Below are 18,950 nucleotides of genomic sequence, written 5' to 3'. Positions count from 1 at the left end.
TCGGGCCGCGGCAGGAGAACCGCATGCACGCTTGTTGCAAGCTGCTTTGGCCGATCCTGGCGACCCTATGCCTGCTGTTGGCGGCCGGCAGCAGCAACGCCCAAGCCCCACTCGACCTGGGCGATGCCGGGCACTACGACCTCGCCCGCCATGTCAGCTACCGCCACGACTTCGACGCCAGCGACGACCCGGGCAGCGCCCGCATGCGCGCGCTGCAGGGCGAGTTCCACCCCCTGCCCAACGGCAACGCCGCGTTTGGCTTTCAGCCCGGTGCCTACTGGTTTCATGCGCGCCTGATCAATCGCAACCCACGGGAAACCCGCTGGCTGCTGGTGCAGCAGTACGCCCTGAGCGACCACATCGACGTCTATCTGCGCCACGGGGACGGTCGCGTGCTGCACCAGGTCGGCGGCGACGCGCTGCCTTTCTCCGCGCGCAGCCTTCCCTACCGCCACCCGAACTTCTGGCTCAACCTGCCGCCGGGCGAGCCGGTCGAACTGCTGGTCCGCATCCGCAGCCAGAGCTCGATGCAGGTGCCGCTATCGCTGTACACGCCCAGCGCCTTCATCGAGGCCGAACGCGACGCGCAGTTCGGCATCGGCCTGTACTACGGCATCCTGCTGGCGCTGTTCGTCTACAACCTGGTGATGTGGATCAGCGTCCGCGATTCCAGCTACTTCTGGTACCTGCTGCACATCGGCGCGTTCGGGCTGGTGCTGTTCACCCTCAACGGCCTCGCCTTCGAGTACCTGTGGCCACGTTCGCCCTGGCTGGCCGACAAGTCGGTGCCGATGTCGATCTGCCTGGCGCAGATCGGCATGCAGCAGTTCTCGCGCACGTTCCTCGGCCTGCGCGAACGCTGGCCCGTCGGCGACCGGATCGGCCTGGCGCTGATCGGATTTTTCGTACTGCTCGGCGTCGCGGCCACCCAGCTGCCGTACAACGTCTCCACGCCACTGGCCTCCGCGGCGGTGCTGGCAAACATTGTGTGGATCGCGGTCGAGATTGCGGTGGCGATCCGTCGGGGTTACCAGCCGGCCAAACTTTTCCTGCTGGCCTGGTCGATGTTCCTGCTGGGCACTGCAATGTTCACCGCGATTGCGTTCGCGCTGCTTCCCAAGACGTTCGTGACCGAGTACGGCGTGCAGATCGGCTCGGCGCTGGAGATGCTGCTGCTGTCGGTGGCGCTGGGCTATCGCTATGCCGTGCTGCGCAACCAGAACGAGCAGATCGTGCGCGATGCCAAGGACCAGCTCGAACATAAGGTCCAGATGCGCACGCGCGAACTGCTCAGCGCGCTGCACCAGCTGGAGAACGCGCACGACCGGCTGCGCGAATCCAGCCAGCGCGACTCGCTGACCGGCCTGCACAACCGCAGCTATTTCCACGACGCACTGCAGCGCATGGTCGACGACCACCGCGGCAGCGGCCGACCGGTGTCGCTATTGATCCTGGACCTGGACCACTTCAAGCGCGTCAACGACCATTACGGCCACCTGGCGGGCGACGAGTGCCTGCGCTGGGCGGCCCGGACGCTGCGCCGCGTGCTGATGCCGCATGGCGCGCTGATCGCGCGCTTCGGTGGCGAAGAGTTCGTGGTCGCCCTGCCCGACCAGGACGCGACGTCCGCACTGGACGTGGCCGAGGCGTTGCGGATGAGCCTTCGGGCGCGGCCGTTCCAGCACCAGCAGCACCAGATCTGCTGCTCGGTCAGCATCGGCGTTCATCGTATCGACATCGACCACGACGAACCGATCGATGCGGCATTCCAGTTGGCGGACCAGGCGCTGTATCGCGCCAAGGCGGAAGGTCGCGATTGCGTGCGCTGCTCCGCACTCGCGGCGTGAGTCCGATCGCGGGTCAGGGGGCGCCGCAGTAGACGGCGCGACGGGCGCACAGGCGGCCCGTCGCACCTTTGCACGACCTCAGGCCAGGCGCGCGGCCGCCAGCACCTTGCCGTCGCGAACAAGACGCACGGCCAGTGCGACCTCACCATCGAGCGCGCGGTCGCGATCGAGGAACGCGATTTCCTCGCGGATCACCGCGTGCGCCGCGGCCACCGCCTTGCCCGGACGGAACTCGGCGGCCGTGGCCAGCTCGCTGCGCAAGCCTTCCACTTCGGCAAGGAAATCCGCATACGCCGCATCGCCCGGGAGTGGCCCGCCGTGCACCTTCGCCGCCAGCGCGGCAGCGTCGCCGCGGTCGGCCAGGTCGCGCGCGGCGTTGATCATGTCCCGACGCAGGTCCAGCGCCTGCGCCGCGGTGTAGAGCTCCAGCGCGATCACCTTGCCCAGGTCGTCGGCCATGGCCAGCACGTGGCGCGCTTCGTTCGCGCCCATCGAGACGTGATCTTCGGCATTGGCACTGGTCGGGATCGAATAGACCGACGCCGGATGCGCGCGGCTGGCGAGATCGTTGACGATCGCCGCGGCGGTGTACTGCACGATCATGTGGCCCGACTCTGTGGAGTCCTCGTTGCCGATCAGGAAGCCCGGCAGACCGTCGTTGGTGGCCGGGTCGACGAGCTTGTTGAGGCGACGCTCGGAGATGCTGGCCAGCACGGGAATCGCGGCCTTCAGGTAGCTCATCGCCAGCGCCAGCGGCATGCCGTGGAAATGGCCGGCCGAGATCACCTGCTGCTCGACGAACTCGGCCTGCGCGTCCGGGAACACGATGGGGTTGTCGGTCAGCGAGTTGAGTTCGATCTCCAGCACGCGTGCGGCCTGCGCCACCGCATCGCGGACCGCGCCGTGCACCTGCGGGATGCAGCGCAGCGAGTAGCTGTCCTGCGGCTGGTGCTTCTTGCCGCCGCGGAACGGGCGGAAGCGGGTGTAGAACTTCTCGCGACCGTGGCGCTGTGCAAACGGCACCCAGTCCCAGCCGATGTCGAAGCGCAGCTGCTGCGAGGACGCGGTATCCCAGCTCGACGGCGACCAGGTCCGGAAGCGCGGCACCAGGTGATAGGGGATGTCCGACAGCGTCGAGTCCTCCAGCAGACGCCGCAGGTGCGCGGCGACCTCAACCTGGCCTGGGTGCGGGCGCAACGCGTGGACCGCCTCGGCGAACGCGCCCAGGCGACCGGCGAACGCGTCGATGGTCATGGCTGCGGCGAGGTCGGCGGTGTCCAGCAGATCCTCCAGCGTGGCCAGCGCCAACACGCCACAGGCGAGCATCTGCGCCGTGCCGTTGTTGAGCGCCAGGCCCTCCTTGTAGGACAGCGTGACCGGCGCCAGGCCGGCCCGCGCCAGCGCCTGGGCGCCGGGCATGCGCTCGCCCTCGTAGAAGGCTTCGCCACCGCCGAGCAGCACGATCGCCAGGTGCGACAGCGGCGCGAGGTCGCCCGACGCGCCCACCGAGCCCAGCTGCGGCACCACCGGCACGACGCCGGCGTTGAGCATCGCGGCCAGCGCCTGCAGCGTCTGCACGCGGATGCCGGAGTGACCGCGCATCAGCGTGTTGATGCGGATGCACAGCATCGCGCGGACGATCTCGGCGGCAAACGGCTCGCCGACGCAGACCGCATGGGTGACCACCAGGTTGCGCTGCAGTTCTTCGTGCAGCGTCTCCTGCGATTTCTGGGCGCCGGGCAGCTGATCGCGCAGGCGATGACCGCCAAGCAGACGATCAGCGTTGCTGCCGAATCCCGTCGACACGCCGTAGATCGGCTCTTCGCGTGCGACCTGCTCGGCCAGGAAGTCGGCCGCACGTGCGACCGCGGGCAGCTGCGCGGCGGCCAGTTCGACCTGCGCACCGTAGGCCACGGCCACCAGTTGCGCGCGCGTCAGCGAAAGGCCATCAAGCTGGATCTTGGTCACTCAGGTTTCCTCGCAGTGCACGACTGCATTGATTCGCACCGCCGGTGCTCGCCGGCCACCGAGGTGCCCAGCCAGACCCGTTCGGGCATGGATTGTTCGACGAAACGGTACCGAGCTTGCGTCACCGCATTGCCCGCGACTGCTCCAGCTCGACCCGCAGCGCGCGCGCCAGCTCACCGCGCGCCACCTCGAACTGATCCTCGCGACGCAGGTCCTTCACCGTCACGGTGCCCTTGGCGAGCTCGTCCTCGCCCAGCACGACCACGAACCGGATGCCGGCGCGGTCCGCGTACTTGAACTGCCTGGCCAGCTTGGACGACTCCATCACCACTTCGGTGTTGAGGCCGCCGTGCCGCAGCTCGCTGGCGATGGCCAGGCAGTGCGGCAAGTGCGCGGCGTCCATCTGCGTGACCAGAACCTGTACGGTGCTTTGCGCGGTGTCGATGATGCCGGCTTCGCGCAGCTGCCAGAACAACCGCGTCAAGCCGATCGAAATGCCCACGCCGGGCAACCTGGATTTGCTGTAGTGGCTGGCGAGATCGTCGTAGCGGCCACCCGAGCAGATCGAGCCAATACCCGGGTAGTCGTTGAGCGTGGTCTCGTACACGGTGCCGGTGTAGTAGTCGAGGCCGCGCGCGATCGAGAAGTTCAGGGCGTAATTCGCCTCGGGCACGCCCAGTGCGCGGATCAGCTCCAGCACCTCGCGCAGTTCGGACACTCCGTCGCGCAGCGCATCGTTGCCGTCACCCAGCGCGTCCAGCCTGGCCAGCGCGTCGTCGTGCGATGTCGAACGCACCTCGACGAAGGCCAGGATGTTGGCCACCGCCTCGGCGGACAGGCCGAAGCCCTCGCCCACCAATGTCTCGCGCACGTAGTCGGCGCCGCGCTTGTCGAGCTTGTCGACCTCGCGCAGCACCAGCGCCTGAAGTTCCGGCTCGGCCACGCCCTGCTGCTCGAAGAAGCCGCGCATCAGCTTGCGGTTGTTGAGCTGGATGGTGAACGCGCCGATGTTGAGTTCGGAGAACACCGCGAAGATCACCGCCGGCAGCTCGGCATCGAAACGCACGCTGAGTGCGTCCTTGCCGATCACGTCGATGTCGCATTGGTAGAACTCGCGGAAACGACCGCGCTGGGCACGTTCGCCGCGGTAGACACGTTGCATCTGGTAGCGGCGGAACGGGAACGCGAGGTCGTGTTCGTGCTCGGCGACGTAACGCGCCAGCGGCACCGTCAGGTCGAAGCGCAGCGCCATTTCCGGGGTGCCTTCGCCACCTGACTGCGCGGCCTTTTCCAGCGCGCCGGTCGATTGCACGAAGTACACCTGGCGTTCGGTCTCGCCTCCGGACTTGGTCAGCAGCACCTCGGACAGTTCCATTACCGGCGTCTCCACCGGCAGAAAGCCGAACCGCTCGAAGTTGCGGCGGATCGTGTCCAACATGCGCTGGAAGGCGATCTGGTCAGGAGGCAGCAGCTCCATGACCCCGGGCGGGGTACGCGGCTTGATCAAGCGGGGCTCCAGTGGTGACGCTGAGTCGAAAGGCCGACAGTTTATAGGGCCGCCCCCCGCATCCGCCGCCGTGTGTACGCCGAACGAAAAAAAACTTGCCTAGCCCCGAATCGATCCTTAGAATGCGCGGCTCAGCTGTCGGGGTGTAGCTCAGTCTGGTAGAGCGCTACGTTCGGGACGTAGAGGTCGCAGGTTCGAATCCTGTCTCCCCGACCAATGCTGGCAAGCGATGTCGATATGACGATCGCCACAAAAAACCGCCCTCGAGGCGGTTTTTTTGTATCTGCGGTGCATTCCGGTCACATCGTCGTTGTGGCGCAGGCTTGTCTGGCCGGCCGGTGTCGCCCATGCACCTTGCCATTGGCAAAGGTCACCGGCCGGATCGACCGGCCCCTCCACGATGACGGCTGCAGTGGCCCGCCCTGCTCCCGGCCATGTCCCGCGCTACCGGTTGCGTCCGCGGCGTACCGGCAGGATGCGCAGACCGTTCGAAGCTGGGCATCCGCGCGCGACGGTGTTGAAGCCCGCTCGGGCTCGCCGCGGGAAAACCCGCGGTCACGTCGGTGCATTGATGAACAGCGGCGCCGCCGTGGCGGGAACGCGCCGGCCCGTCCCGCCAATCGCCCCGCTCCCGTCGGGCATGCTCTGGTCGGGCATGCTCCGGTCCGGCTACTCCCCGCGTCTAGTTCTCGCGTGCCCGTGCCTATCCTCGCGTTACGCCCTGCCGCGCAACTGGGCCAGCAGCTCGCGCGTGACCGGATCGGAGGCATCGGCGTCACCGGCCAATGCCGGAAGCAACTGGCTGGCGAGCTGCTTGCCCAGCTCCACGCCAAACTGATCGAACGGGTTGATGCCCCAGATCACGCCCTGCAGATAGACACTGTGCTCGTACAAGGCCAGCAACGCGCCCAGCGCCCGCGGTTCCAGGCGATCGAGCTGCAGCCACGTGCTTGGCCGACCGCCGGGGTACACTCGGTGCGGATCATCGTGCGAATCGCCGTTGGCCAGCGCTTCCGACTGCGCCAGCAGGTTGGCGTGCAGTTCATCACGGTTGGCGCGGTAGTCGTGGCCCGGGTCCGCGATGCCGATCAGATCGAGTGGCACGACCTGGGTGCCCTGGTGCAGCGCCTGGAAGAAGCTGTGCTGGCTGTCGGTGCCGACGCCGCCCCACCACGCCGCAACGGTGTCGCAGGTCACCGGACTGCCGTCGGCACGCACCGACTTGCCCAGGCTCTCCATCACCAGTTGCTGCAGGTAATTGGGCAGCAGCTTGAGGCGGTCGTCGTAAGGCAGCACCGCCTGCGTGGACAGGCCCAGCGCGTTGCGGTTCCACACCGCCGTCAGCGCGTGCCACACGGCGACGTTCTGGCGCAACGGTTGGCGCAGCACGTGCGCGTCCATTTCGGCTGCGCCGGCCAGCATGGCCTCGAAGCCGTCCATGCCGATGGCCAGCGCCACCGGCAAACCGACGGCCGACCACAACGAGTAACGCCCGCCCACCCAGTCCCACATCGGCAGCACGCGTTCGGCCGGGATGTCGAAGGCCTCGCGGGCGCGATCGACGTTGGCGGTGATGGCGTAAAGACGCGAGGCGTCGTCTAGCCAGTCGCGCAGGATCTCGCCGTTGAGCAGGGTTTCGCGGGTGCCGAAGCTCTTGGAGACCAGCAGGACCGCGGTTCGGGCCGGATCCAGTTCGGCCAGCATGCGTTCGACGGCGTTGCCGTCGATGTTGGAAAGGAAATGCAGGCGGAAACGGCCTGCGGCGGGCTCGGACAGAGCACCTGCCGCGAGCCTGGGACCCAGGTCGGAACCGCCGATGCCGATACTGACGATGTCCGTCACCGGTCCCGCTGCCAGTGCCTGCACCCAGCCACGCATGCGCGCTCGCACATCGATGGCCTGGGCATGGGCCGCCTTGGCCACGGGCGCGTCCGACAGATCGCTGCGCAACGCGGTGTGCAGCGCCGGCCGGTGTTCGGTGGTGTTGACGGGTTCGCCATCGAACAGCGCACGGATGCGCCCCGCCAGATCGTTCGCTTCGGCAAGCGAGAACAGCTGATCCAGCGCCTCGCGGTCATAGCCCTGGCGGGCGAAATTGACGTAGAGCGGACCGATCCGGAACGCGAAATCCGTCGCGCGCGCCGGGTCGCCTTCGACCAGCGATCGCAGGGATGTCGTCTGCAGGCGCGTAGCGTGGGTACGCATCGCATCGTGCGATGCAGCAGGATTGGTCATGCAGGACTCCGTCGACCCCTTGGCCGCAGGCGAGCAAGGGTGTCGACCGGGCGCGCCGCGGTCAACAGGTATGCGCCCTGGCCGTTGCCGGACGGTACACGGACTACCCCCCGCGAATGCGCCGGGCCCGCACCTTTGGGCGGGCACTCCGGGCCGCCGCCGACACTTCACATCACGGCACCGATGGGCACGCCGATGTTCTCATCGCCCCTGCCACGCGTTCATGTCACGCAAGGCGAAGCCGGCAGCGTCTCGCCGTCATGTCGCCGGGACCCGGTGGCACGGCCATGACCCTGTGGGCTGCGGGGCCGCCGGTCACACCGGAAACACCCCGGGCGCGATGGCGCGCCCGGGGCTGGATCAGAACTTCTTCTCGATGTTCAGCTGGATCGACTGGTCGGATCCGTTCTCCACGCCGAACAGACCGCGGTACTCCACCCGCAGCAGCCAGTCGCGCTCGGTCTGCAGGATCGCTCCCAGCCCGAACATGAATCGGCTGCGGTCCATGCCGGCAATTCGTGCCCGGTAGAACGGCCCGGTCATCAGGTCGGCGTAGTTCAGCGTCGCGAAGCTGTCGTCGTCGAAGTCGTGCTGGTACTCGAGGCGCAACTGCGGCGAGATCGAACCCCAGCCGGTCGGGATGCGGTAGTCCATGCGCACGCCGAGGTTGCCGGTGGTGGTGTCGACATCCTGGTCGCCGACATGCAGCGCGTTGGTGGGATCGCCCTGCTCGGTGTATGCATCCAGACGTGCACGGGCCAGGTCGAGGCGCGCGTACGGCGAGACGGTGAGCCGGTCGTTGCGGTGATCGTAGCCGGCCGAAGCCGACGCGAACCACTGCGTGCCGTCGCGCTCGCCACGGACCGAACTGCTGGTGCCCGTGACGTGCCTGACCGAGTCGAACGACAGCCACTGGTAGCCCAGCAGACCGTCGAGGAAGAACGCCTCGCCCGGGTGCCAGCTCGCATACGCCGCGATGCTGTAGGCGGTGGCGTCGCTGCGGGTGCCGTTCTCGCCCACCTCGGTGTCGTCGCGGCCGTAACCGATGCCGCCACCGATCGCGAACCCCGGACTGACGCGATAGTCCGCGCCTGCGCTGAGGCCGCTGGTCTCCCACTCGTAGCCTGCGTCGCCGCCGCGGCGGTCGGTGCGGTCGCCGCTGCTGATCACACCCGCCGTCCAGAACGTGGCAGCCGAGCCGGTCGCCCCGTAGCCAGAGCCATTGCCCGTCGCGGCCGGCGCCGAAACCGGCGCATCCTCGTCCGCGAGCGGCTCGCGGCGGCAGGTCTCGCCCGCAGCACGCCGCGGCCCCTGCTCGCAATGCGGGTCGATGGACAGGCTGATCCCGTTCTGGAACCCGCCACGGTTGCCGCCGTCGTGCAGACCTTCCATGCGTTGCTGGAAATTGCCGATCTGCGCGTTGGCAAAACGACGCGTTGCCGAGGCCTGGGCACCGAGCACGCCGAGCACTTCGGCGTCGGCCGACGGGTCGGGACGGTTGGTGACGTCGATGGTGATCGTCGCCGGTTCGGACGTGGCGAAGGCATTGTCGAGGGTGAACACGACCTCGGCCGCTCCGACAAAATCGGCCGCTGGCTTGAACGTCAACCGGAATCCGCCGCTGCCGCTGGCCTCGATCGCCGCCGTGCCTGCGTCGGCCGGCAGCACCGACACCAGGTCGGCGCCGGTGAACGGACCACCACGCGCGCCGTCGGTGAGCTCGACCTGCACGGCGATGCCGGAGATCGCCGGAATCCGGCGCGACAGCGCCACCGGCAGCGGATTGATGTTGACCGTCGAGGTGATCGGCGCCGATGCGCCGAACGCGTTGTTGAGCGTGTACCGGATCGACACGCTGCCCGAGGCATCCGCGGCCGGCGTATAGACCAGCGCGGTGCCGGTAACCACCAAGGTTCCGGTCGCCGGGGCGTCGAGCACCGTGACGCCAGTGAACGGACCACCGCTCGCGCCGGTCGACGCCTCGATGGTGACCGGCTGCCCGGCCAGCGTGCTGACCGTCTGCGGAACACCCACCGGCACCGGCAGCGGCGCCACCGTCACGGCCACCGTTGCCGCAGCGGACGTGCCGCCCGGGCCCGTGGCCGTGTAGGTGAAGCTGTCGCTTCCGAAGAACAGCGGATTGGGCGTGTAGACGATGCCCAGGCCGCTGACCACGGCAGTGCCGTTTGCCGGCGCGGTGGCGACGGCGACGCTGGCGATCACGCCTTCGTCGTTGTCGGTGACCGCAACCGTGACAGGCTGCCCGGCGATCGTGCTGGCCGCGTCGTCGACCGCAACCGGCACGGCCTCGGCGATGGTCAGCGTGTAGGCACGGCTGCCGGCCTGACCGTTGCTGTCGGTGGCGGTGATGAGGACGGTGAACACACCACTGGTCGTCGGCGTGCCGGTCAATTCGCCACCCGGCGACAGAACCAGTCCGCTGGGCAGGCTGGCGGCCGATGCGGTGAACTGGTACGGGGCGATGCCACCGGTCGCGGTGATGGTCTGGTCGTACGCGGCGTTGACGGTGCCGTCAGGCAAGGTCGAAGGCGCCAGCACGATGGTTGGGGCCGCGACGGTCAGTGTGTAGTTGTTGACCGTCGTGAAGCTCGGCCCCACCAGCGGCGTGCTGCCATCGCTGACGCTGACGGAGAACGCGAAGGTACCCGGTTGACTCGGCACGCCCGACAAGGTGGCGCTGGCCGCGTCGAATGTCAGACCCGGCGGCAGCGTGCCGGTCAGCGAATAGCTGTACGGCGCAATGCCACCGCTGGCGCTGAACACCTGGCTGTAGGCCACGCCATAAGCCGCGTTCAACGGCCCGCCCGGAGGGTCGAGTACCAGCGTCGGCGTGGCAACCACCAGGGTGAACGACTGGGCCGTGGTGAACGGACCGTTGCCGGTGCTGCTGTCGTCTGCGCTGGCCAGCACGGTGAAACTGCCGGCCGCGGTCGGCACGCCACTGACGGTGACGCTGTCGGTGTCGCTGGCGGTCACCGTCAGGCCCGCAGGCAGGCCGGTGACGCTGTAACCGCTGTACGGCGCCGTGCCGCCAGACCAACGGAAGGTCTGGCTGTAGGACACGCCCACCGTCGCGTTGAGCGGGCCGGTCGCGGTCACGGTGATGGTCGGATCGGCCACCACGATCGACACCGTGGCGGTCCCGCAGACCGCGCCTGGGCTGCTGCCATCGCAGACCCGGTAGGTGAAGCTGTCGTTGCCGCTGAAGCCCGTGGCCGGCGTGTAGGTGATCACGCCCGTGCCGGCGTCGATGCTCAGCGTGCCGTTGCCCGGCGGCGTGGGTGCGGTGACGGTTGCCGGGTCGAGCGGTGCGCCGGTGCTGCTGTCGTTGGCCAGCACGTTGATCGCCACGGCGGTGTTCTGCGTCGTGTTGGCCGAGTCAGCAACCACGGTCAGGACGTTCACCGCGACCTCCACCTGGATGGTCGCGTCGTCGCAATTGCCCGGGGCGCCCGTTTCGCACAGGCGGTAGACAATCGTGTAGCTACCCGCGCCCGATCCCGCTGCCACGGTGACATCGCCGGAAGCGACGTCCAGGCTGACGCCCGGATCCGTGGCCGGCGTCAGCACGGTGGCCTCCGTGTTGGCCGCGCTGACGGGCAGTCCGTCCAGCGTGTCGTTGACGAAGGCGTTGCCGGCCGTGCCACCGACGCTGCCATTCACCGGCGTGCCACTGAAGTTGTCGTTGATCGCGTCGATGACAGCGTTGTCGACGGTGATCGACACCAGCGCGTCGACGCAGACCGCCGTCGGGACCGAACTGTCGCAGATCTGGTAGCGGAAGCTGTCCACGCCCGAGAAGCCGGTGGTCGGCGTGTAGACGCAGTTGCCTGCGCCATCGCAGACGGCGGTGCCGTTGCCGGGGTTGGTCAACACCGACAGTGAAGACAGATCGAACGGCGCACCGGTGACGGTGTCGTTGCCGAGCACCGCCACGCTGACCGCGGTGTCGCGCGGCGTGCTGGCCGCGTCGTCATTGGCAACCACCGTGTTGCCGCCAACCGTCAGGGTCACGTTGCCGACATCGCACACGCCGGTGTTGGGCGCGGGCAGGCACAACTGGTAGGTGAACGCATCGCTGCCACTGAAGTTGGTGGCGGGCGTGTAGGTGAAGCTGCCATCGGCACTAAGCACCAGGGTGCCATTGGTCGGCGCGGTGGCCAACGCGAACGTCGAATCGACCGGGAACGTGTCGTTGGTGCCCACGTTGTCACTCAACGCGACGTTCTGAGCCGTGGCGAAGGCGTCGCCGACGGCCGTGACTCCAGTCGCGATCGCCAGCGTGTAGTTGCGCGAGGCGGTTGCCGGGGTGCCCACGGAACTGTCGGTGGCAGTCACGTCGAACGAATAGCTGCCGGCCACGCTGGGCGTGCCGGTAAGCGCACCGGCAGCGGACAGCGAAAGCCCTGGCGGCAGCGCTCCACCGCCCAGTGCAAACGTGTACGGCGCGACGCCGCCGCCGGCGCTGAACGCCTGGCTGTAGGCGACGCCGGCCGTGCCCGATGGCACCGTGGGCGGGGCGATCGTGATCGTCGCGCTCGCCACCGTCACGCTGTAGGCGTGGTCACCGGTGAAACCGTTGTCATCCGTGGCCCTTACCGTGAAATTGAACGTACCGGCCATCACCGGCGTTCCGGACAGCACGCCCGCCGACGAGAAGGACATCCCCACCGGCAACGAACCGCTGAGCAACGAGTACGTGTACGGCGCGGTGCCGCCACTGGCCGTGACAGTCTGGCTGTAGGCGGTGCCTGCCAGGCCATCGGGCAGTGCCGCCGGCGCCAGGGTGATCGTCGGCGCGGCGATCGTCAGCGTGTGCACCTGCGTTCCGGTAAAGCCGTTGGCATCGGTCGCCTGCACCGTCAGCGAGAACGCGCCTGCGCTGATCGGCGTACCCGACAGCAGGCCGGCCGAGCTGAAGCTCGTGCCCACCGGAAGCGAACCCGACAGCAGCGCGAAGGTGTACGGACCGGTGCCGCCACTGGCGGTGATCGTCTGGCTGTACGCGGTGCCCGCCAGGCCATCGGGCAGTGCCGCCGGCGCCAGGGTGATTGTCGGCGCAGCGATCGTCAGCGTGTAGGCCAGCGTTCCGGTGAAACCGTTGGCATCGGTCGCCTGCACCGTCAGCGAGAACGCGCCCGCATTGACGGGCGTACCCGACAGCAGGCCGGCCGAGCTGAAGCTCATGCCCGCCGGAAGCGAACCCGACAGCAGCGCGAAGGTGTACGGGCCGGTGCCGCCACTGGCGGTGATCGTCTGGCTGTAGGCGGCGGTGGTGGAGCCGTCAGGCAACGTGGCCGGACTCAGCGTGATCACCGGTGCGTCGATCACCAGGGCGTAGGCATTGCTGGCCGTCGCCGCGGTTCCGCCCGTGCTGTCGGTGACGGTGACGGTGAGGTTGAACGTTCCGGTTGCGGTGGTGGTGCCTGAGAGCGTTCCCGCGGCAGACAACGTCAGGCCCGCGGGCAGCGCGCCAGCGGTCACGGCGTAGCTGTAGGGCGCGATTCCGCCGGTGGTGCTGAACACCTGGTTGTAGCCAACGCCCGCCGTGCCATTGGGCAGGGTTGCCGGCGACAGGGTCAGGGTGGGCGCGGCGATCGTCAGTGAATACGCCCGCGATCCGGTCTCGCCGTTGGCGTCCTGCGCCTGGACGGTGATGTTGAACGTTCCCGAGTCGGTGGGCGTGCCGCTCAGGTCACCGCCGGAGGACAACGTCACGCCCGCGGGCAACGTCCCGGCCGCCAGCGAGATGGTGTACGGGCCGATGCCGCCGCTGGCGGTGATCGTCTGGCTGTAAGCCGTCCCGGCCGTGCCATCCGGCAACGCCGCCGGCGCGATGACGATCGTCGGTGCCGGAACCTCCAGTGTGTAGCCAACCGTCACCGAGTACGGTGCGGTGGCACCGGTGCTGCTGTCGGTGGCCATCACCGTGATCGGGAAATTGCCGGTCTGGGTTGGCGTGCCGGACAGCGTTCCGGTGCCGGCGTTGAACGTCATGCCGGTGGGCAGCGAGCCACTGTTGAGGGCATAGCTGTAGGGCGCGGTTCCGCCGCTGGCGGTGAAGGCCTGGCTGTAGGCAGCGCCGTAGGGCGCCGTCAGCGTGCCCGTCGGCGGCGTGAGCACCAACGTCGGTGGGATCACGTCGAGGGTGAAGCCCTGCGACTGGAAGAACGGACCGTTGCCGGTGCTGCTGTCGGTGGCACTGGCAATCAGCGCGAACGATCCGGTCTGGGTCGGCGTGCCCGAGACGGTGACGCTGTCGGTGGTGCTGCTGGTGATCGCCAAGCCGGCTGGCAGGCCGGTCACGTCGAAGCCGGTGTACGGCGCCGTGCCGCCCGACCAGGTGAATGTCTGGCTGTAGGCGACGCCGATCTGCGCGGCAAGCGGTCCGGAGGCGACGACCGAGATCGTCGGGTTGCTGACGGTGATGGTGACCGTTGCAGGCGCCGAGGTGCCTGCGCCGTTGGTCGCGGTGTAGGTGAAGCTGTCGGGGCCGGCGTAACCGGCCGTGGGCTGGTAGGTGATCGACGTGCCCGAGGCAATGGCCGTGCCGTTGCTGGCCGCGCTGGCGATCGAAACCGACGTCGGCACACCGCCGGTGATGTTCAGTGTGATCGGATTGGCACCGCTGCTTTGGGCGACGGTTGCCGAGACCGGATTCGCCACCGGCGCCTGCTCGGCGATGCTCAGCGAGTACGCCCTCGATCCTGTGTACGGGCCAGTGCCTGTGCTGCTGTCGGTGGCAGTAACGGTGAAGTTGAACGTGCCGTTTGCCGTCGGCGTGCCCGACAGGGCACCTGCGGACGACAACGCCAGGCCAGCCGGCAAGGCGCCAGCGGTCACGGCAAACGAGTAGCTCGCGGTACCGCCGCTGGCAGTGATCGTCTGGCTGTAGGCGGTGCCGGCCGTGCCGCCGGGCAACGTGGTGGGCGCCACCGCGATCGTGGGCGCGCTGACCGTGAGCGAGTACGCGCGGCTGCCGGTGAACGGGCCGGTCCCGGTGCTGCTGTCGGTTGCCGTGACGGTGAAATTGAACGTGCCCCCGGCTGTCGGGGTGCCGGTGAGCGCACCGTTGCTGGCCAGGCTGAGCCCGGCAGGCAGCGCGCCTGCGGTGACAGCGTACGAATAAGGCGCGGTGCCACCACTGGCCGTGATCGTCTGGCTGTACGCGGCGGCAACCGTTGCCCCAGGCAGCGTGGTGGGCGCGATCGAAATGGTCGGCGCACTGACCGTCAGCGCATAGGCCCGCGATCCGGTGAAGCTGTTGTTGTCGGTGGCCGTGACCGTGAAATTGAACGTGCCCGCCGCCGTCGGCGTGCCCGTCACCGCACCGCTGGTGCCGTTGAGGCTGAGTCCGGCCGGCAGCACGCCGGCCGTCACCGCGAAGGTATACGGCGCAGTGCCGCCGCTGGCAGTGACCGTCTGGCTGTAGGCCGTGCCCACGGTGGCAGCCGGGAAACTGGTCGGGCTGACCGAGATGGTGGGCGGCGGATTGATCGTGATCGACACCATCTGCGCGCGGAAGTGTTCACCGCCGGTCGAGATGGTGGTGCTGTCATCGTGGCGCAGCGAGAACGTGTAGGTTCCCAGCGCCGTCGGCGTGCCTGATACCAGGCCGGCGGTCGACATGCTCAAGCCCGGCGGCAAAGTGCCGAGGCCAGACTCGATGGTGTAGGTGTAAGGCGCCGTGCCACCCGTGGTGGAGAACTGCATGCTGTACGCCGCGCCGATGACGCCGGCAGGCGGATTGTCCGGCAGCAGGTCGAGCACGGGCGCCGGGATGGTGACCGCGTAGGTCTTGTTGGCGGTCGCCGGCGTCGGAAGCGCCGAATCGATCACGCTGACGGTGAAGGTGTGCGGGCCCGAAGCGGTGCTGGTACCCGAGATCACGCCGCCGGACGACAGCGTGATGCCCGGAGGAATGCTGCCCGACCCCAGCGAATACGTGTACGGCGACGTTCCGCCGGTCGTGCTCAAGGTCTGGCTGTACGCCACGCCCACCAAGGGGTTGGGCAGGCTCGCGGGGCTGACGACGATCGAGCTGGCCGGCCCCACCGTGATGTTGAAGGTGACGTTCGTGTCGTCGTCGAAGTCGAACAGCACGAAGGTGTCGGACGGCGCGCCGTCGCCGTTGTTGGTGTAGACGACGGCCGATACGTTGGTCGGCGTCCCGAACGTCAGCGAACCGTGGCTGGGGGCCGTGACGGGCGTGAAATTGAACCCGAACAGGGAGCAGCCGAACGTGGCGGTGCCGCCGGAGGCGATCGAGGCCGTCTCCACCGGCGCGCAGGCGGCCGATGCGTTGCCCGACATGCCGATGGCCAGAAACAACACCGCGAACCACCGCAGCATCGCCATCCATGGTGAACCACCGGCACGCGAAACCATCGGCGTGCCCGCGCGCTGCGCTGACCGGTGCTGCTGCATACCTGCTTCCCCTGATTCTAGGGTCGCGTCGAGTGGACGCACCCTCACCGACGTCGTCGGTGTCGAACTGATCCGTGTCCGGCAGGCACCGGCAAGCACCGGGCTGCACCCCTTCCCACACTTCCACGCATTCCAACAGGAAATCCGGCCGGACGAAAGTGCCTACCGGATCACACTTTCCGCATCCGGCTTCACGAAACTTTTCTATTGTCATTTGAAAACGCGAAGGCGACAGTGCCGACGCGATCCATGACGGATCGCCTCAATTGGGGGATGGACGATGACTGAGGTTTTTCTCGGGCAGATCATGATGACGGGGTTCCAGTTCGCGCCGCGCGGCTTTGCGCTGTGCAACGGACAGCTCCTGGCGATCAGCCAGAACACCGCGTTGTTCTCGCTGCTGGGCACGCAGTACGGGGGCAACGGGCAGACCAACTTCGCGTTGCCCAACCTGCAGGGGCGCGTACCGGTCGGGTTCGGATCGTCGGTGGATGGCGCATGGCAGCCACCCGTGCTGTCGATCGGCCAGACTGGGGGCGTCGAGTCGGTGACGTTGCTTGTGACCCAGTTGCCCACGCACAACCACCTGCTGCAGGGCACCAGTGTCGCGGGCACGTCGCGCAATCCCACCGACAAGCTCTACGGCACCAACACCGCCTCGCTGTACGCCTCGTCGGGCAGTGCACTGGTGGCGCTCAATGCCGACACGCTGGCACCCGCCGGCGGCACCCAGCCGCACCAGAACATGCAGCCGTACAAGGTGATCAATTTCTGCATCGCGCTGCAGGGCATTTTCCCGTCGCGCAACTGAAACCCTCGATCACCTTCGGCCGCGCGCCAGCGCCCAAAAATGGAGTACTGCCATGAGCCAACCCTACGTCGGCGAGATCCGGATCTTTGGCTTTTCCCGCGTTCCCAACGGCTGGTTTTCCTGTGATGGAAGCCTGCAACCGATTTCCGAATACGAGGTCCTGTTCACCCTGATCGGCACCACCTACGGCGGTGACGGCCAGTCCACGTTCGCCCTTCCCGACCTGCGCGGCCAGCTGCCGTTGCACTGGGGCACCGGCCAGGGGCTCACCACCCGAGTGATTGGCGAAGGAGGCGGCAGCGAAAGCGTCACCCTCACCCAGAACCAGATGCCCGCGCACTCGCACGCGGTCATGGCCACCACGGCCACGGCTAGCGCCACGGCGATTGGTCCGACGGTGACCCTGGGTTCGATCAGCCCCGACACGATGTACGTCACCGACCTGGCCGGCGCCACCCAGGTCACGCTGGCACCGGCGTCGGTTACCCCCGCCGGCGGCACCCAGCCGCACGACAACCTGATGCCCACGCTGACCGTGCAGTACTGCATCGCGTGGGCCGGCATCTTCCCGTCGCAAAGCTGACCGCCACAGGCTCGAGCGCCATGACGGCGCATACCGTGGCGATCCGCTGCGGTCCATAGACAAGGGGAATTCCATGACCGAACCATTCATCGGCGAGATTCAGATCTACGGCTTCAACTTCCCGCCGCGCGGCTGGGCGCAATGCAACGGCGCCGTCCTGGCGATCCAGCAGAACACCGCGCTGTTCGCGTTGCTGGGCACGCAGTACGGGGGCAACGGGACGACCACGTTCGCGCTGCCCAACCTGGCCAGCCGCGGAGGCTGCAACCAGGGCCAGGCGCCCGGCCTCACCAACCGCCTCATCGGCGAGACGTTCGGCGAGCAATCCGTGACCGTGCTGATCACCGAAATGCCGGCGCACGTACACGGCGTCACGCTGTACGCGCAGACCGATCCGACCAAGCGCGCCAGCGGCCCAAGCGCCGGCAACTCACTCAGCAACCCCAACTCCAGCTCGCCGTTCATCGCCGCAGGAACTCCCGCGGGCTTCGCGCCGAACGCGGTGGGCCTGAGCGGCGGCGGGCAACCACACGAGAACCAGCAGCCCTACCTCGCGCTGAACTTCTGCATCGCGTTGCAGGGCATCTTCCCGTCGTTCCCTTGAAGTCACGCGAATGATGGCACCGACATCGCTGGCGTTTCCCGCGCACCGCGATGACGGCATCGCGACTCCCGCGTCCCTGACCGGACGCGGGATCGCCTTGCGGCACGCGCAGTCCAGCGACCTTCCCTACCTGCGCGAGCTGTACGCCAGCACCCGCGAGCAGGAGCTCGCCCAGGTCGCGTGGCCACCTCAGGCCAGGCAGGCGTTTCTCGACAGCCAGTTCGCGCTGCAGCACCTGCACTACGTCAATCACTTCCCGCAGGCCGCCTTCCTGGTGATCGAGCAACACGGCGACCCGGTCGGTCGCTACTACCTGCAGCGCGGCGACGCATCGCGGGCACACCACGACGAGGTGCCCGGCGATGATCTGCTGATCGACATCAGCCTGGGCCCTGCGGTGCGTGGGCAGGGACTGGCCACCGCGTTGATCGGCGACAGCCAGCGGCAGGCTGCACGCCACGGCCGCGGCATGCAGTTGCACGTGCAATGCGACAACACTGGCGCTGCGCGCCTTTACCAGCGGCTCGGGTTTTCCGTCGTCGCCGACGAGGGCGCCTACCAGCGGCTGCGCTGGGACCCACGCGGCTGATCGGCGGCCGGGCGACGCGTTGTCGGTCAACGGGCGGTGACCCCGCCCGTCCGGACGATCAGACGATCAGTTGAATACCGCCTGGTAGAGGAAACCTTCGCGTTCGCGCGCCACCGGCACCAGGAAGATCCCGACCTCGCCCAGGCCGGGATGTCGCATCACGTAGGTCTGCTGCGGGAACAGGAACGACGAGCCGTTGCGGAACAACAGCGAGAACGGCTCGCGCATCGCGCCCGGCGAACCCTGCACGCTCCGCGCCTCGACGAGCACGAACGGCACTTCGCTGTCGTTGAGTTGTGCATTGAAGGTTTCGTTCACATGCGCACTGAAGTGTTGCAGCGTCAGCAGTTCCATGGCC

10 protein-coding genes and 1 tRNA gene are annotated in these 18,950 nt (G+C 67.9%); 6 read left to right on the top strand and 5 right to left on the bottom strand.

Going from position 1 to position 18,950, the window contains the following annotated elements; translation table 11 throughout:
• Positions 1 to 23 precede the first annotated feature (23 nt).
• Positions 24 to 1,847: a sensor domain-containing diguanylate cyclase gene (locus tag EER27_RS03215; protein ID WP_123086553.1), complete on the top strand. Its 1,824-nt coding sequence runs from the start codon at positions 24 to 26 to the stop codon at positions 1,845 to 1,847.
• A 78-nt stretch (positions 1,848 to 1,925) separates the two neighbouring features.
• Here the strand turns inward: EER27_RS03215 and EER27_RS03210 are convergent, their stop codons facing one another.
• Together EER27_RS03210 and hisS are read right to left on the bottom strand one after the other, a co-directional pair.
• Positions 1,926 to 3,815: an HAL/PAL/TAL family ammonia-lyase gene (locus EER27_RS03210; protein ID WP_123086552.1), complete on the bottom strand. Its 1,890-nt coding sequence runs from the start codon at positions 3,813 to 3,815 to the stop codon at positions 1,926 to 1,928.
• A gap of 121 nt (positions 3,816 to 3,936) precedes the next feature.
• Positions 3,937 to 5,322 (bottom strand): histidine--tRNA ligase, encoded by a 1,386-nt coding sequence (hisS, locus tag EER27_RS03205; protein ID WP_123086551.1) that lies wholly within the window; start codon positions 5,320 to 5,322, stop codon positions 3,937 to 3,939.
• Positions 5,323 to 5,461: 139 nt separating this feature from the next.
• Between hisS and EER27_RS03200 the strand changes: the two genes are divergently transcribed.
• A tRNA-Pro gene (locus EER27_RS03200) sits at positions 5,462 to 5,538 on the top strand.
• 498 nt (positions 5,539 to 6,036) lie between these two features.
• Here EER27_RS03200 and pgi read toward each other — a convergent pair.
• Together pgi and EER27_RS03190 are read right to left on the bottom strand one after the other, a co-directional pair.
• Positions 6,037 to 7,557, bottom strand: a complete 1,521-nt coding sequence (gene pgi / locus EER27_RS03195) for a glucose-6-phosphate isomerase (RefSeq protein ID WP_123086550.1) — start codon at positions 7,555 to 7,557, stop codon at positions 6,037 to 6,039.
• A gap of 360 nt (positions 7,558 to 7,917) precedes the next feature.
• Positions 7,918 to 15,930 (bottom strand): putative Ig domain-containing protein, encoded by an 8,013-nt coding sequence (locus tag EER27_RS03190; protein ID WP_190285618.1) that lies wholly within the window; start codon positions 15,928 to 15,930, stop codon positions 7,918 to 7,920.
• A 355-nt stretch (positions 15,931 to 16,285) separates the two neighbouring features.
• On the opposite strand from EER27_RS03190, the gene EER27_RS03185 reads away from it, so the two are divergent.
• The 4 genes from EER27_RS03185 to EER27_RS03170 all read left to right on the top strand — a co-directional run bounded on the left by EER27_RS03185 (position 16,286) and on the right by EER27_RS03170 (position 18,592).
• On the top strand, positions 16,286 to 16,816 hold the full coding sequence (locus EER27_RS03185) for a phage tail protein (RefSeq protein WP_123086548.1): 531 nt from the start codon (positions 16,286 to 16,288) through the stop codon (positions 16,814 to 16,816).
• Positions 16,817 to 16,868: 52 nt separating this feature from the next.
• The gene (locus tag EER27_RS03180) at positions 16,869 to 17,399 is read left to right on the top strand and encodes a phage tail protein (RefSeq protein WP_123086547.1); all 531 of its coding nucleotides are present in this window, start codon (positions 16,869 to 16,871) and stop codon (positions 17,397 to 17,399) included.
• Positions 17,400 to 17,472: 73 nt separating this feature from the next.
• Entirely contained in the window at positions 17,473 to 18,003 is a 531-nt protein-coding gene (locus EER27_RS03175) for a phage tail protein (protein ID WP_123086546.1), read from the top strand.
• A 13-nt stretch (positions 18,004 to 18,016) separates the two neighbouring features.
• On the top strand, positions 18,017 to 18,592 hold the full coding sequence (locus EER27_RS03170; protein ID WP_123086684.1) for a GNAT family N-acetyltransferase: 576 nt from the start codon (positions 18,017 to 18,019) through the stop codon (positions 18,590 to 18,592).
• Positions 18,593 to 18,658: 66 nt separating this feature from the next.
• Here EER27_RS03170 and EER27_RS03165 read toward each other — a convergent pair whose 3' ends face one another.
• Positions 18,659 to 18,946, bottom strand: a complete 288-nt coding sequence (locus EER27_RS03165) for a DUF6916 family protein (RefSeq protein WP_123086545.1) — start codon at positions 18,944 to 18,946, stop codon at positions 18,659 to 18,661.
• Positions 18,947 to 18,950 lie beyond the last annotated feature (4 nt).

Source organism: Montanilutibacter psychrotolerans, from assembly GCF_003719825.1.
In the GTDB taxonomy this organism is placed as follows: domain Bacteria; phylum Pseudomonadota; class Gammaproteobacteria; order Xanthomonadales; family Xanthomonadaceae; genus Montanilutibacter; species Montanilutibacter psychrotolerans.
This window is presented reverse-complemented; position numbering and strand designations above follow the sequence as displayed.